This window comes from Pseudomonas sp. SK, from assembly GCF_012975065.1.
Classification (GTDB): domain Bacteria; phylum Pseudomonadota; class Gammaproteobacteria; order Pseudomonadales; family Pseudomonadaceae; genus Aquipseudomonas; species Aquipseudomonas anuradhapurensis.
On sequence record NZ_CP051857.1, the window covers coordinates 3131318 to 3145671 of the forward strand.

Consider the following 14354-nt stretch of genomic DNA (forward strand, 5'->3'; position numbering starts at 1 on the left):
TACCATGCGCTACTCACCCGAAGCTCTGCTCGCCTTTGTCGAAGCCGCATCGCTGGGCTCGTTCTCCGCGGCAGCGCGCAAGCTGCGTAAAAGCCAGTCCACCATCAGCATCGCCATCGCCAATTTCGAGGCCGATATCGGCTGCCCATTGTTCGACCGCAGCGGTCGCCACCCCACCTTGAACCAAGCGGGCCGGCAAGTGTTGAGCCATGTCGAGGCGATTCTCGATGCCAGCGCCCAGCTCGATGCCTTGGCGGTACGGCTGGCGGAAAAGGTCGAGGCATTGGTGTCGGTGGTGATGTCGGACAGTTACAGCGTCACCTTCCAGGGCGCGCTGATGGCCCGCTTTGCCGAGCGTTATCCGCATACCGAACTGCGCTGCGGCCCGTCCGAAGATGCCGATGTCATCGAGCTGATCCAGCAGGGCCTGGCGCAGATCGGCATCCTTGCCGCGCAACCTGGATACCCCGCAGACGTGGCCGTCGCCCGCTTGCCGGAGCAGGCGGAGTTCGGTGTGTACGTGGCCAGCGATCACCCGTTGGCGAACCGGGCTCCGTTACAAATGCAGCACCTTGAAAGCACGCGCCAGCTGTACATCAGGACCTATGCCCCCAGCCCGCATCAAGGCCGCGGCCAGGCCTGGTCGGCGCCGGACTACCTCACCCTGCTGGAGTTCGCCGTGCGCGGATTCGGCTGGGCCGAACTGCCCAGGGCGCTGGTGGCGCGGTTTGGCAACGGGTTGCTGGAGCTGCAGGTGGCCGGTTACCCACGGCGTGTCGCCATGGATGTGGTCTGGTCAGGCAGGCAGGCGCTGGGGCCTGCTGGGCAGTGGCTGGTGCGGCAGATGTTGAGGCAATAGGCGGATCGCGGCCGGCAGCCAGCCGAAGCTGCTGGGCAGCCCGCTCGCACAAGAGCGCTAAACCGAAGATTCCTACGATGTTTTAGGAAGCTTGTTGCTCGCCCTTCAGCCCTGCCGCCACCCGGCGAACCCAGAGACCACGACGACGTGCTTTGGTGTGAATTCGCTCTGCGTTTGGCCCCGAAGGTGAACTGGCCGGTCGACATGGACCTCGCGAACCGCGCCCTGAACCCTCACGGGACTCGCCCCCTCAATCCTCCGCCGGCACTTCCACCACCTTCCAGCTGTCATCCGGGTCGAAGCGCTTCATCTGCCTGGCCAGGTGGTCACCTTGCGGCCCGAGGTCCTTCTCGAACACCTCGCCGTCATGGCTGATCATGAAGCTCATCACCCCGCTGTCGTCGTACTTCGCCGGCCAGGCGACCATGGCAAAGCCGCGGCTCATGTGCTTGCCGATCAGGTAGCTGTAGGCACCGCCGGGGGCGGATGGGCCTTGCGCGTCGAGGATGCGGAAGTGGTAGCCATACCACGCGTCGCCGACCACGTCCTGGCCAAACAGCGGGCCCAGTGGGCTGACTTGCCCGTCGCCGTCATCATCCCAGTACAACCCGTCATGCTTGCCAGGTTCGCTGAAGATCTTCTGCGCATATTCCAGCGCGCCGTCACCGTTACGGTCCTGAGTGGCGTAGTCCATCTGCGCGTCGTGGTAGGCCAATAGTGATTGCATGGCCCCCAACTCGTTGCGGCCAATACGCCGAGCGCGGATTTCGGCACTGCCGGCCTTGAGGTCGAAGCGCCAGCCCTGGCTACCTTGAGTAAGCGGGATGGGCAGCGTCCAGTGTTCACTGCCCACCGCGAGGATGGCCTTGCCATCCCCCGACCTGTCGATGCTGTGCTGCGCGCGATACTGCTCCAGGAACGTGTCCACGTCACTGCGTTGCACACCGCCGCGCGGAATGTAGATACGCCAGTCATCGCCCAGCAGCTGGGCCAGACGGGCTTCATCGGGCTTCTCCTCGCCCAGCGCCGCAACGAAGGCGTCCACGGCCTTTTCTGGCGTGGCGAAGGCTTCCTGCGCCGCAGCCACGGTTGGCCAGAGCAGACCCGCTGCGATTAGCAGCGCCGCTATCGATAGACGGTTCATCGACGGCCACCTCCCCCGCGGCGTACAGGCGCACTGGGCCGCGAGATCGTGTGCCCGGCGGCACGCGACGCGCCTGGCCGCTGGGCGAACGACTGGCTGGTGCGACCACGGCTGGCCTGCATGCTGTTGCGCGACGGCGCTCGCACGCCATCAAAGGCATTGTTGCGGGCCCGACCGGCACTGCTGCCGGGCCGGTTCTGCGCGAGTTGCCGCGCCTGGCCTTCACCCTGCCTGCGCGGGGTCACCTGGTTGTTCTGCAGGCGCGCCTGAGTGCTGCGGGCGTCCTGACGGCGCTCGGCTGCCCTGGTGTCGTTGTCACGCGTTTGCAGGCGGTTGCCGACCGTATTGCCTGCTTGCGCCTCGCGCATCTGCTGGCGCGCCTGGCGATTGCTGGTGGCCGGCCGTTCGATACCAGCCCGGTCCATGGACGCACGGGCCTTGTCGCGGGCCTGGGCGCGCTGGGCGTCATCACCACGGAAGGCGGTACGCTGGCTGGCACCGTCGAGCTGGCGACCATATTGCTGGCGGCTGCGGGCATCGCGGTACGGCACGCCGTCGCGATTGGCGGCGTTGTGCTGCCATTTGTTCTGGGTGTTGCTGATGCGGTTGTTGGCATTGATGTTGTTGTAGCGGTCGACGTCGATATCGATGTCGTGGTTGTCCCAGTCGCAGTCCCCCCACAACGAGGCGACGATCGCCACGCCGGTACCAAAGGCCAGGCCGGCAACCAGCGCGGAACCGGGGTAGTACATGGGCGGCGGCGGGTAATACGGCGGCGGCGAAGCTGGGTACGCCCAGCTGCCATAAGCGGTGGTCGGGTTATAGCTGGGCACGTACACCACTTGCGGGTCGGCCGGCTCGATGACGATGGTGGTGGGCGGGTTGCTGGCCGCGCCCCCCTGGGTTGTGCCACTGCTGGCGGCCGGCGCTGGTGCCGGGGCGGCCTGCACGGTCACGTTCTGGTACTGGTTGCTCTGCAGGTTACCCGCCGCCTGGGCCTGGTGACGCAGGCGCTGCACGCCGCCCATGACATCGTCGGGCTGCGCGAGGAAGGCATCGCCCAGCCGCTGCACCCACACCGGGTCCTGGCCCAAGGTGGCCAAAACCTGGGGGAAGGCCACCAACGCTTGTACGCTGGGGTCCCAGGGCTGGTTCGCCACCTGCTTGACGGCCGCATCACCAGAGGCCTTGGGGTTGGCCTTGGACCAACTCACCGCTTCGCTGACCTGCCCAGGGTAGGTGGCGGCCATCAGCACCTGGGCCAGCAAGGCATCGGGGTACAGGGCAATGGGCGCGAGCATCTGGTCCAGTTGTTCCTGGCTGAACACCGGGTCCTTGGCCACCAGCGTCTCGGCTTGCGGTGCCGGGTCCGGGGCGGGTACGTCTTCTGCCGACACCGGGCCAGGCATCGCGCTCAGATACAGCAGCACCGACAACACCATTGACAATGGCTTGCGCATCGCTTCTCTCCATGAGGCCGGACCGCGTGGGTTAAGGGTAGCAACGGCCATGCTTTTGGCCAGATGCACAGGCGCAAACTTTTCATGCACCAAAGTTGCCAGTTGCAGCAGCTCGTTACCGGCCTCTTCGCGGGTGATGCAGTGCCCATCCAGGTCCTTGGAGAAGGCGCCTCACCCCCCCAGGGCAATGATCGCCAGGATCAACGCCGCCCCGACAGCCGCCAGGACCACTCCGGTCAACTGGGTGCGACCACCGGAATACCGCGCCAGCAGCCAGCCTGCCAGGTACAGCATGGCCAGGGCCACCAGGTGCGATACGCGGATGGCCGTGGCGGTGGTATCGATCAACAAGAACGGGATCACCACCGGGAACGTCGCCAGCACCACCAGCAGGAACGTGGCCAGGGCGGCCTTGAAATCGTCCAGCCCCAGGCGGGCCGGTATCGGGCGGGCGGCATCCCGCAGCATACGCTCGCGCAGCACTTCGAGTCCGTCCTCATCCAACGCCAGGCTGATGCGCGCCGGCAACGCAGCGGCAATCAGCCTGCGCGCCTGGCTGCCCTCGCCGGCCTGCATGCGGGCCAGCAACGTACGGCTGCGGGTGCGCTCGGTCCAGGTGCGCAGCAGGTAGATGACGGCATCGGCCAGGCCCCAGGCCAGGTTGCAGCCGAACGCGGCAATCAGCATCAGCCGGGCATCTTCGCGCCCCGCCGTGGCGACGCTCAGCGAGCCGATGAAGGTCATGGCCATCAACAGCCCGAAGATCACTTCGGTAATCCGGTCAATCGGCTCCAGCACTCCCCATTTGCGCGGTTGCTCGTCTTGCCCCATCACGCCCTCCCGGTTCCGCAGTAACCATCGATAGTCACTATCGAGAACGGCAATTTCTGCCCAATGGCCTGGCCGAATACCCTGGCTCCATCGACTTGACCTTCACCACACCGTTCCTGGAGCTACCCGATGAACACCCTGGCCCGCCTGCTGTCCGCCACCCTTGCCACTGTTGCGATCGCCAGCGCCAGCGGCTGTGCCAACCACCCCGAACTGCGCCCCTACAGCGCCGAAGAGACCCGCCAGCTGCAACTCGAGGCGCTGCAACGGCGTGGCCTGTCGCTGGACGATTACGAGCAGCAACGGCGGGTGATCCAGCGTGCCGGCAGCCTGCCTGTGGTGACCGAAGCCGCCGACAGCGACGGTTCGCGCAACGGCTGAACAGGCCCGCCAGAGGTTCCCACCGTCCTCCCGCACCGGTATGCTTTAGCGCTCAAGCACAAGCCTTCCAGGATGGAGACCATGACCAGGCCCCTTCTGTTGTTGGGTGCGGCACTGCTGTTCTGCCCTGTGCTGCTGGCCCAACAGATCAAACGCGAACTGGGCGAATTCGACTTCACCCTCGGCACCAGCCCCTCACGCAGCATGGCCCAAGGGCTGATCTCGCCCACGGCGATCGGTGCGTTCCACGGTGGTCTCGACTTCAACCACCGCAGTGGCTGGTACCTCGGCCAATACGCCCCAAGCATGGGCGTGTCACCTGATTCCACCCTGCGCCTGGACAGTTACCTCGGCTACAAGCAGCGCTTCGACAGCAGCCTGGGCTACGAGGTGGGGTTGATCCAGTATAGCCAGCCAACCATAGCCGGCCCCGACAGTTATGCCCTGTACGGTGGGGTGTCGGTACTGGGCAGCCGTTTCGGTGGCGCGCTGCGCGACAGCCCTGACCATCGCACCGGCACGCTGTTCGCCGATTTCGGCCAATTGCCGCTGTTCGGCGTCGAGCTCACCGCCAAGCTCGCTCATCACCGCCTGGGCCAGCCCTTCACCCTTGGCGATGGTAGCCAGGTGAACGGCTTTTCCGATTGGTCGCTGGCGTTGTCCCGGCCCTGGCTTGGCATTGACCTGGACCTGATCTACAGCGACTCCAACCTCAGTGGTGGCGCTTGCGATGCGTATTCCGGCAGCAACAGCTATTGCGACAGCATGGTCACGCTGAAGGCGCAGCGCAGGTTCTTCTAGCGTTTTCGCACCAGGGCCAGGGCTATGCCGCCGAGCACAACGACGCACGCCAGCAGCAAGCGCAACGACAACGTTTCACCGATCAGGGCAACCCCACCCAGTGCGGCGATCACCGGTACGCTTAGCTGCAAAGTTGCCGCCTGTTGTGCACTGATCTGCCTGACCACGCTGTACCACACGGCATAGCCGGCACCTGATGCCAGGACGCCGGAGCCCAGGGCATACAACACGCCCAATGGGGTCACCTGCAGCTCGGCGCCCAGTAACAGCATCGGCGCCAGCAGTACCAGGCACGGCAGGCTCCGGGCGAAATTGCCAGCAGTGTCCGCCAGCGGCCTGGGCGAGCCTTTGCCGAGTAGCGAATACACCCCCCAGGACACGCCGGACGCCGCCATCAGCAAGGCACTGGCCAAGGGTGGCGCTGCGCTGCCGGGCAACAGCAGCAGCAAAAGCCCGGCAAAGGCAATCAGCATGCCCAGCAACATCCGCGCGGTAATCCGTTCACCGGAGTACCAGGCGAAACCGAACATGGTGATCTGCACTGCACCGAACAACAGCAACGCACCGGCACCGGCTCCCAGTTGCAGGTACGCGGCAGAAAACAGGAACGCATAGAGGAACAAGGCCAGGCCACCCCGCCAGCTGCCGCCCATGGCGAACACCGGCTTGCGCAGGCGGATCAGGACCAGCAAAAACAGTGCGCCACTGGCCAGGCGCACCACCGTGAAGGATGCCGGGTCGATGGCGCCATCCTTCAGCGCCAGGCGACAGAACACCGAGTTGGCAGCAAAGGCCACCAGGCTGAACAGTGCAGGCCACAGCCAGGGCCGGGCCTTGCGGTGGTAGAGCGTGGTGGTGCCGGTACTCATGGTGTGGTCACCTCTGAGAAGGAATTGTTGTTATAGCGGCCATGCTGATCTGACCAGCACCGATATACAACAGCCTGTTCCGTTGCCGCCACCAGCGCATCGTCGGCGCTACAGCGCAGCCACCGCCTCGATCTCCACCAGCATGCCGTCCAGCGCCAGCCGCGCTACCGGGATCAACGTACAGGTCGGTTTCGGCTGCGGGCCCCAGGCCTTGTCGGCCTCGGCGACCCACTCACGCAGGCGCGTTTGCGAGTGGTCGACGACCAACAGCGTCAGTTTGAACACCTGGGACAGGTTGGCGCCCTTCGAGCCTAGGGCCAGCTCCAGGTTGGCCAGCGCCTGGCGTGCCTGCTCGGCGAACAGCGGCGACAGCTGCCCGTGGCAGTCTTCCCCGCCCTGGCCGGCGATAAACAGCAGACGGCTGCCGGCACGGACCTCGGCGACGTGGGAATAGGCATTGTCGCTAGGGTCGTACAGGCCTTCGGGATTGCTCAGCTGGAACGCGGTTGGATGGGTCACGGTAAGCCCTCGATCGGTTACAAGAAGGGCGCAGTATCGGACCTCGAGTTAACTCGAGGTCAAGCGGAGTGCGTAGGACGTTTCGCACAGGGCGCAGGCACCCGTGAACCACGCGTATGTATGCGCGGTGGCTGTTAGGCGCTAGATTGCATGCCCCGGCACGGAGGCCTGCACGCAACAAGGAAAAACCATGAGCAAACACGACTTTCAACTGGCCTATACCATCAAGCCGCGAGACCCTGAGCGGGATGAGCCGGATGCAGCCCAGGCGCGCCACCACCTGCGTGAAAACCTTGGCCTGGACACCGTGGAGCATATCGAGACCACACTGCTGGGCCTTGTGCAACTGGCCAGCACAACCGCGGATGATCGGGTCAGGGAAGCGGAGCGCGTGGTCCGTGAGCGGATCCACGCCGAACTGAAGCGCTTGCATGTACTGTCGAGCGTCAAGTTCTACGGCAGCCTGATGGTGAGTGGCCTGGGCCCGGCCATTCGCCTCGATATCCTGTAGTACCGCATGGCATCAGGCGCCCCCGCGCCTGATGCCGACCAGCTTATTTTTCCTCCAGCACCGCCCTGCCCTTCACCGCCCGCGGCCCACGCCAGGCCCAGAACAGCAGGCCGGGGAATGGCGCGTAGACCACGAAGACAATCCACAGCATCTTGCGTTCGGCGCGCCGGTCACTGCCGATGATGTGCCAGATGGCCCAGATTTCCAGCATGATCACCAGAATGGCGACGATGAACCAGATCGTTCCGATTTCCATGAGCATCCTCCCAATGGCATGTACTGCTTTGGGTTGCGGAGGACGCCCGGGGTTCAGATTGATTTGTCTGGCTTACGCCTTCAAGGCTGCGCAGGCCGGCTTCAGTGCCGTGGTGCATTCTCCAGCGCCGCCTTCAACGCTGGCGCATCGGCAAACGCCTGCTGGCTCACCAACTTGCCCTGTTCCAGCTGCAGCCACTGCACCTGGCCGTCCTGCCCAGGATAACGGCTGGCTACCCGCCCATCGCGGTCAAGCAGCACGCGGTAGTGGTAGTCACGCATGGCGGGAATGGCGAACAGCTTGCTGATCAGCACCGGCATGCGCTGGATATCGGCGACGAATACTGCATCACGCGCTTCCAGGTAGCCCTTGGGCTGTTCGGCCAGCGCCGCCTTGACCAGCTTGGCACCGTCCATGTCGCGCGCCACCAGCAGGATATGCGTGCCGGCATCGAGGCTGTAGGCCTGGTCGTACTGGTCGAGCAACGTCCACGGTGCGAGCTTTTCACCCGGTTCCAGGGCATTGGCCAGCAGTGGCATCAGGCAAAGCAACACGGCAGCGGCGTACTTCATCAAGGCATCCTCAGTGACGGGAGTATCAGCATAACGGTAACCGACCAAGCCAGACAGCTTGCCTGAACACGACCTCGAATATGCCAGCGCCACCCACGTGATTGTCTTTCCCACGGCCACCCGCCACACTCTCCTGGCCAGCCCGGGAGCGGAGTCCAGAGTGCCCACGCCACGCCAGTTCAGCAAGAAGACCAGTACCAGCAACATGCTGCGGCTGAAGTCCAACAGCGCCAGTGCCCAGGCCCCTTACCGGGTCGATTTCGTATTGCTCGAACACTTCTCGATGGCCAGCTTCACCGTGGCCATGGACGTGCTGGTCACGGCCAACCTGCTGCGTGCCGACAGCTTCCGCTTCACCCCGCTGTCACTGGACGGCGACCGTGTGCTCAGCGACCTGGGGCTGGAGCTGGTGGCCAGCGAAATGTCTGCCGAGGCGCTGAAGGAACTGGACCTGCTGATTATCTGCGGCGGCTTGCGCACGCCGCTGAAATACCCCGAGCTGGACCGCCTGCTGGGTGACTGCGCAGCTCACGGCATGGCCTTGGGCGGCCTGTGGAATGGTGCCTGGTTCCTTGGCCGCGCCGGGGTGCTGGACGATTACGGGTGCAGCATCCACCCCGAACAGCGCGCCAGCCTGTGTGAACGCAGCCCGCAAACCCGCATCACCCCGGCCAGCTTCACCCTCGACCGAGACCGTCTCAGTGCCGCCAGCCCCAATGGCGCCATGGAGCTGATGCTGGGCCTGGTGCGCCGGCTGTATGGCGACGGCCTGGCCGAGGGCGTGGAAGAGATCCTGTCGTTCTCCGGCGCGCGCTACCGCCAGGTTGGCCCAGGGGCGAAGAAATCCATGAGCCTGCACTTGCGCACCATCGTCGAGCTGATGGAGAACAACCTCGAGGAAACCCTCAGCCTCGACCAGCTGGCCGCCTACAGTGGGCGCTCGCGCCGGCAGATCGACCGCCTGTTCCAGGCCCAGCTGGGTACCTCGCCGCGGCGCTACTACATGGAGTTGCGCATCACCAAGAGCCGCCGCCTGCTGCAGTACTCCGACCTGTCGGTGATGGAGGTGGCAGTGGCCTGCGGTTTCGTCTCGGTATCACACTTCAGCAAGTGCTATGCGGCGTACTTCGGCTACCCACCATCGCGTGAGCAGCGACTGGGCGAATGACGGCCCGCCCAGGCATTCAGAAAATACCGATCAGGCGCGGATATAGCGCAGCACTGCATCACAGATCATGGCTTTGTGGCGCTGCTTGACCTCGTCAGCGGAGAGGTCGATCTGGAAGATCTCGCCAAAGGTATGGCGATTCGATACCCGGTAGAAGCAGAACGAACTCATCAGCATGTGCAGGTCGATGACCTCGATGCCGGCGCGGAACACACCTTCCTCGACACCCCGGCGCAGGGTATTGCCCAGGGCCTCGAGCACCAGGCTGCTCATTTCGCGGATCGCCGGCGACTGCTTCACGTACTCGCCATAGTGGATGTTCTCGGTACAGATGATCCGCACGAAGTCGACGTTGCGGTCGTGGTGATCGAAAGTGAACTCCACCAGCCGGCGGATCGCCTGCTCGGCCGGCAGCGACTCCAGGTCCAGGCTTTGCTCGGTCTTGCGAATATCCCCGTACAACTTGACCAGGCATTCGCAGTACAGCTGCTCCTTGCTGCCGAAGTAGTAGTAGATCATGCGCTTGGAGGTGGCGGTGCGTTCGGCGATGGCGTCAACACGGGCACCGGCCAGCCCTTGCTGGACGAACTCGTTGATGGCGGCCTGAAGGATGTCCTCACGCGTTTTCTCGGGGTTGTTCTTGCGCGTCTTGCGCCCCCCTTCGATTTCAGGCTGGCCGAGGCTGACTACGGAATCACTCATACCCACTCACAGGCTGCTTATTGGATTGAGCGGATTATCCGTGAGCGCGGCCACGCAGGGAAGCACGCTGTTGATGGAGTGCCTGCTGGCGTGGACCGATCGACATAAAACAAAACGATATAGACATGCCTAAATGATCTAATTAAATGGAATATAAAAATTGAAAGCCAAACGCCACCTCCTTAGTCTGGTTGCATCGCTTCCCAACCGATCCAAGGAGCCACGCCCATGCCCGCCCGTGCTTTCTCTCCCCTGCGCCGCCTGTTGCTCGGCGGCTTGCTGGCCAGTGTCGTCAGCACCCTGTTGCCCTGGTCGCAAGCCCTGGCCGACGACACCAGGACCCTGCGCATCGGCTACCAGAAGTTCAACAGCATCAACATCCTCAAGGGCAGCGGCGCCCTGGAGAAGGCCCTGGCACCGCAAGGCGTGACCGTCAGCTGGCATGAGTTCGCCGCCGGCCCGCAACTGCTCGAAGCGCTGAGCACCGGCGCCATCGACCTTGGCCATGCCGCCGACGCCCCCTCGGTGTTCGCCCAGGCCGCAGGCAAGCCGGTGGTGTACCTGGCTGCCGAGCAACCCTACCCACGTGGCATCGGCCTGGTGGTGCGCGAGCAGGACCACCTGGCCAGCGTCCAGGACCTCAAGGGCAAGCGCGTCGCCACAGGTCGCGGCTGGAATGCCCAGTACCTGCTCGCGGTTGCCCTGGAGCAGGCCGGCCTCAGCTACCGTGACATCACCCCGGCCTACGTCAACAACGCCGCCGATGCCGTGGCCGCCCTGCAATCAGGCAGCGTCCAGGCCGTGACCCTGTGGGACCCGTTCCTGGCTGCGGCAGAAAGCCAGCCAGGCCTGAAAAACCTGCGCGATGGCAGCGGCCTGTCCAACAACCGCACCTTCTACCTGTCCACCGCCAGCTTCGCCGACCAGCACCGCGACCTGCTGAAAACCTTCTTCAGCGAACTGGGCAAGGTCAGCCAGTGGGCCAATGCCAAGCCTGGCGAAGTCGCCGCGCTGCTGGCCCCCCAACTGGGGATCAGCGCCAGCGTGCTGCAAGTGGCCAGCGAACGCCGCAACTACAACGCCGTGGCGATCACCCCGCAGATCGTTGCCGAGCAGCAGAAGCTGGCCGATACCTTCCAGGGCCTGGGCCTGATTCCGCGCAAGCTGCAGGTGGCCGACGCGGTCTACCCGGCTTCCGTGTTGCCTTGAACGGAGCCTCCAGCATGCCCCGCCCGATCCGCTTCAACGCCTTCAGCATGAACGCCGCCAGCCACCAGTCGCCCGGCCTGTGGCGTCACCCGCGCAACACCAGTGTGGCCTTCAACCGCCTGGACTACTGGACCGACCTGGCCCGCCTGCTCGAACGCGGCCTGTTCGACGCCCTGTTCATTGCCGATGTGCTGGGCATCTACGACGTATACCAGGGCGGCCCCGAAGCCGCCCTGCGCGGCGGCGTGCAGGTACCGGTCAACGACCCGTTGCTGCTGGTGCCGGCCATGGCCGGGGTTACCGAACACCTGGGTTTTGGCGTTACCTTTTCGCTTACCTACGAACACCCCTACCCGTTCGCCCGGCGCATGTCCACGCTCGACCACCTGAGCAATGGCCGGGTCGGCTGGAACATCGTCACCGGCTACCTCGACAGCGCCGCCAGGAACCTGGGCCTGGCGCAGCAGCTGGGCCATGACCAGCGCTACGACCTGGCGGAGGAGTACCTGCAGGTGTTGTACAAACTCTGGGAAAAGAGCTGGGACGACGATGCCGTGCTGCTGGAGCGTGACAGCGGGCGCTACATCGAGCCCTCCCGGGTGCGCCCTATCAAGCATGCCGGCGAGCATTTCCAGGTGCCCGGCATGCACCTGTGCCAGCCGTCGCCCCAACGCACGCCGGTGCTGTTCCAGGCCGGCGCCTCGGCGCGCGGCCAGCAGTTCGCGGCGCGGCACGCCGAGTGCGTGTTCATCAGCGGGCCGACACCCACGGTGCTGCGCCGCTACGTCGACGGCATCCGCCAGGCCAGCGAGGCCGTCGGGCGTGAGCGTGACGCAGTACTGATCTACGCCCAGGCGTTGGTGATTGTCGCGCCCACCCGGGAACAAGCCGAGGCACGCTTCGCCGAATACCGCCGTTATGTGGACCTGGACGCCGCCCTGGCGCTGCTGTCGGGCTGGACCGGCATCGACTTCGCCGGCCTCGACCCCGATGCGCCCATCGAATACGTCGACAACGATGCCGGCCGCGCCGCCCTGGCCGCCTTTACTGCCGCCGACCCAAACCGCCGCTGGAGCGTGCGCGAGGCCGCCGAGTTCATCGGCCTGGGTGGCCGTGGCCCGGTGCTGGTCGGCGCTGCCAGCGAAGTCGCCGACCAGTTGGAAACCTGGCTGGAGCAGACCGGTATCGACGGTTTCAACCTGACCTACGCCGTGCAACCGGACGACCTCGCCCAGGTGGTCGAGTTGCTGGTGCCCGAGTTGCAGCGCCGTGGCCGCTATCCGCTGAGCTACGCCGAGGGCAGCTTGCGGCACAAGCTGTTCGGCCAGGGTGACCGTCTGCCGGAAGCGCACGCAGGCCGCCAGGTAAGCATTTAGCTAACAAATACCGGGTATTCCAACATTTAATTTGTGGATGGCACGCACTCGCCCCTATTCTGTCGCCACATCCCCTGCGCCGCACCGGCCGGTGCGGTTCACGGCATGGGGAGAGAACAACAAGTCGAGATCGTCCATGTCGAACCATTCCTACTTCGCCCCCCACGGTGGGCACCCGGCTCAAACCGAGCTGCTGACTGACCGTGCCATGTTCACCGAAGCCTATGCCGTCATCCCCAAGGGCGTGATGCGTGACATCGTCACCAGCCACCTGCCGTTCTGGGACAAGATGCGCATGTGGGTCATCGCCCGCCCGCTGACCGGTTTTGCCGAGACCTTCTCGCAGTACATCGTCGAAGTCGCCCCGGAAGGCGGCAGCGAGCGCCCTGAGCTGGACCCGAACGCCGAAGCCGTGGTGTTCATCGTCGAAGGCGAACTGGACATCACCGTCGAAGGCAAGCACCACACCCTGGTACCGGGCGGCTATGCCTTCCTGGCCCCGGGCGCCGAGTGGAGCCTGCGCAACAACAGCAAGGCCAACGTCACCTTCCACTGGCTGCGCAAGCATTACCAGAAGGTCGAGGGCCTCGACGTTCCGGAGTCCTTCGTCACCCACCGCGACAACGCCACCGTCATCGAAATGCCGGGCACCGAAGGCCGCTGGGTCACCACCCGCTTCGTCGACATGGCCGACATGCGCCATGACATGCACGTGAACATCGTCACCTTCCAGCCGGGCGGTGTGATTCCGTTTGCTGAAACCCACGTGATGGAGCACGGCCTGTACGTGCTCGAAGGCAAGGCGGTATACCGCCTGAACCAGGACTGGGTCGAAGTGGAGGCCGGCGACTTCATGTGGCTGCGCGCGTTCTGCCCGCAAGCCTGCTACGCCGGTGGCCCAGGCAAGTTCAGCTACCTGCTGTACAAGGATGTGAACCGCCACGTGCACCTGACGCTGAACCCCAAGCGCTAAGCTCCGGCTGATGCCCACAAGCCCGCCAATCTGGCGGGCTTTGTGTCTGCCGCGCATACTGGAACCCCGTCCTTGCGCGGTGCCTGTCATGAACCGCTGCCTGCTGCTCGCCGCCCTGCTGCTCTGCGCCCACGCCCCGGCCGCCGATGACTGGAACCTGGCCTACGACCGCGAAGGCATTCGCGTGTACCTGAGTGGCGTTGCCGATTCGCCGTACCAGCAATTCCGTGGTGTCAGTACCATGCAAGCCAGCCTGCGCACGCTCACCGACCTGCAGGAGAACCTGCGAGTCGCCTGCAAATGGCTGTATGCCTGCGCCCAGATGCGCCTGCTGGAAGTGAACGGTGCCGATACCTGGGTGTACCTGACCACCGACCTGCCATGGCCGACAATGCCGCGCGACATCGTGCTGAAGGTGACCACCGAGCGGCTTGACGACGGTACCTTGGTGCGGCACCTCAGCGCCGAGCCGGGCCGTTTGCCCGAAGAGCCCGGGCTGATCCGCGTGCAGCACTTGTCGGGCGAATGGATCATGAAGCCGCTGGGCAAGCGCAAGACCGAGGTGATCTACCAGTTGCAAGCCGACCCGGCAGGGGATGTGCCGGGTTGGCTGGCCAATCGGTTCGTGGTGGATGCGCCGGTGGTAACCCTCAGAACCCTGCGGGCCGTGGCCGAGCGTCAGCCATGAGGCCCACTTCGCGGTAGTCAAGCGCCCCGGCAAAT

At 64.7% G+C, this 14354-nt stretch carries 17 protein-coding genes; 9 read left to right on the plus strand and 8 right to left on the minus strand.

Going from position 1 to position 14354, the window contains the following annotated elements:
- Nucleotides 1-4: 4 nt before the first annotated feature.
- Entirely contained in the window at nt 5-859 is an 855-nt protein-coding gene (locus tag HG549_RS14395; RefSeq protein WP_170030175.1) for a LysR family transcriptional regulator, read from the plus strand.
- A gap of 250 nt (nt 860-1109) precedes the next feature.
- Here the strand turns inward: HG549_RS14395 and HG549_RS14400 are convergent, their stop codons facing one another.
- The 3 genes from HG549_RS14400 to HG549_RS14410 form a co-directional block, all read right to left on the minus strand.
- Nucleotides 1110-2003 (minus strand): DUF2950 domain-containing protein, encoded by an 894-nt coding sequence (locus HG549_RS14400; RefSeq protein WP_170030176.1) that lies wholly within the window; start codon nt 2001-2003, stop codon nt 1110-1112.
- Entirely contained in the window at nt 2000-3463 is a 1464-nt protein-coding gene (locus HG549_RS14405) for a DUF3300 domain-containing protein (protein ID WP_170030177.1), read from the minus strand. The genes HG549_RS14400 and HG549_RS14405 overlap by 4 nt, the downstream gene beginning before the upstream one ends.
- A 171-nt stretch (nt 3464-3634) precedes the next feature.
- Nucleotides 3635-4294 carry a hypothetical protein gene (locus tag HG549_RS14410; protein ID WP_170030178.1) on the minus strand — a complete coding sequence of 220 codons (660 nt, stop codon included), beginning with the start codon at nt 4292-4294 and terminating at the stop codon, nt 3635-3637.
- Between the two features lie 129 nt (nt 4295-4423).
- Between HG549_RS14410 and HG549_RS14415 the strand changes: the two genes are divergently transcribed.
- The gene (locus HG549_RS14415; RefSeq protein ID WP_170030179.1) at nt 4424-4675 is read left to right on the plus strand and encodes a hypothetical protein; all 252 of its coding nucleotides are present in this window, start codon (nt 4424-4426) and stop codon (nt 4673-4675) included.
- Between the two features lie 81 nt (nt 4676-4756).
- Entirely contained in the window at nt 4757-5476 is a 720-nt protein-coding gene (locus tag HG549_RS14420) for a TorF family putative porin (protein WP_170030180.1), read from the plus strand.
- Here the strand turns inward: HG549_RS14420 and HG549_RS14425 are convergent.
- Together HG549_RS14425 and HG549_RS14430 are read right to left on the minus strand one after the other, a co-directional pair.
- Complete coding sequence (locus HG549_RS14425; RefSeq protein WP_170030181.1) at nt 5473-6345, minus strand: DMT family transporter; 873 nt, start codon at nt 6343-6345, stop codon at nt 5473-5475. The genes HG549_RS14420 and HG549_RS14425 overlap by 4 nt on opposite strands.
- Before the next feature lie 108 nt (nt 6346-6453).
- On the minus strand, nt 6454-6864 hold the full coding sequence (locus HG549_RS14430) for a RidA family protein (protein ID WP_170030182.1): 411 nt from the start codon (nt 6862-6864) through the stop codon (nt 6454-6456).
- A gap of 190 nt (nt 6865-7054) precedes the next feature.
- On the opposite strand from HG549_RS14430, the gene HG549_RS14435 reads away from it, so the two are divergent.
- On the plus strand, nt 7055-7375 hold the full coding sequence (locus HG549_RS14435; protein ID WP_170030183.1) for a hypothetical protein: 321 nt from the start codon (nt 7055-7057) through the stop codon (nt 7373-7375).
- 43 nt (nt 7376-7418) lie between these two features.
- Here the strand turns inward: HG549_RS14435 and HG549_RS14440 are convergent, their stop codons facing one another.
- Nucleotides 7419-7631 carry a PLDc N-terminal domain-containing protein gene (locus HG549_RS14440; RefSeq protein ID WP_170030184.1) on the minus strand — a complete coding sequence of 71 codons (213 nt, stop codon included), beginning with the start codon at nt 7629-7631 and terminating at the stop codon, nt 7419-7421.
- A 101-nt stretch (nt 7632-7732) separates the two neighbouring features.
- Nucleotides 7733-8203, minus strand: coding sequence for an FAD/FMN-containing dehydrogenase (locus HG549_RS14445; RefSeq protein ID WP_170030185.1), 471 nt, complete (start codon nt 8201-8203; stop codon nt 7733-7735).
- Nucleotides 8204-8363: 160 nt separating this feature from the next.
- Here HG549_RS14445 and HG549_RS14450 point away from each other — a divergent pair, with 160 nt between their 5' ends.
- Nucleotides 8364-9371 carry a GlxA family transcriptional regulator gene (locus HG549_RS14450; RefSeq protein ID WP_170030186.1) on the plus strand — a complete coding sequence of 336 codons (1008 nt, stop codon included), beginning with the start codon at nt 8364-8366 and terminating at the stop codon, nt 9369-9371.
- 30 nt (nt 9372-9401) lie between these two features.
- Here HG549_RS14450 and HG549_RS14455 read toward each other — a convergent pair whose 3' ends face one another.
- Nucleotides 9402-10073, minus strand: a complete 672-nt coding sequence (locus HG549_RS14455; protein ID WP_170030187.1) for a TetR/AcrR family transcriptional regulator — start codon at nt 10071-10073, stop codon at nt 9402-9404.
- A gap of 228 nt (nt 10074-10301) precedes the next feature.
- On the opposite strand from HG549_RS14455, the gene HG549_RS14460 reads away from it, so the two are divergent.
- From HG549_RS14460 to HG549_RS14475, 4 genes are all read left to right on the plus strand, one after another.
- Nucleotides 10302-11282 carry an aliphatic sulfonate ABC transporter substrate-binding protein gene (locus HG549_RS14460; protein ID WP_170030188.1) on the plus strand — a complete coding sequence of 327 codons (981 nt, stop codon included), beginning with the start codon at nt 10302-10304 and terminating at the stop codon, nt 11280-11282.
- Nucleotides 11283-11296: 14 nt separating this feature from the next.
- Nucleotides 11297-12658, plus strand: coding sequence for an LLM class flavin-dependent oxidoreductase (locus HG549_RS14465; RefSeq protein ID WP_170030189.1), 1362 nt, complete (start codon nt 11297-11299; stop codon nt 12656-12658).
- 136 nt (nt 12659-12794) lie between these two features.
- Nucleotides 12795-13631 carry a bifunctional allantoicase/(S)-ureidoglycine aminohydrolase gene (locus HG549_RS14470; protein ID WP_170030190.1) on the plus strand — a complete coding sequence of 279 codons (837 nt, stop codon included), beginning with the start codon at nt 12795-12797 and terminating at the stop codon, nt 13629-13631.
- Nucleotides 13632-13719: 88 nt separating this feature from the next.
- Complete coding sequence (locus HG549_RS14475) at nt 13720-14319, plus strand: START domain-containing protein (RefSeq protein ID WP_170030191.1); 600 nt, start codon at nt 13720-13722, stop codon at nt 14317-14319.
- The last annotated feature ends 35 nt before the right edge of the window (nt 14320-14354 follow it).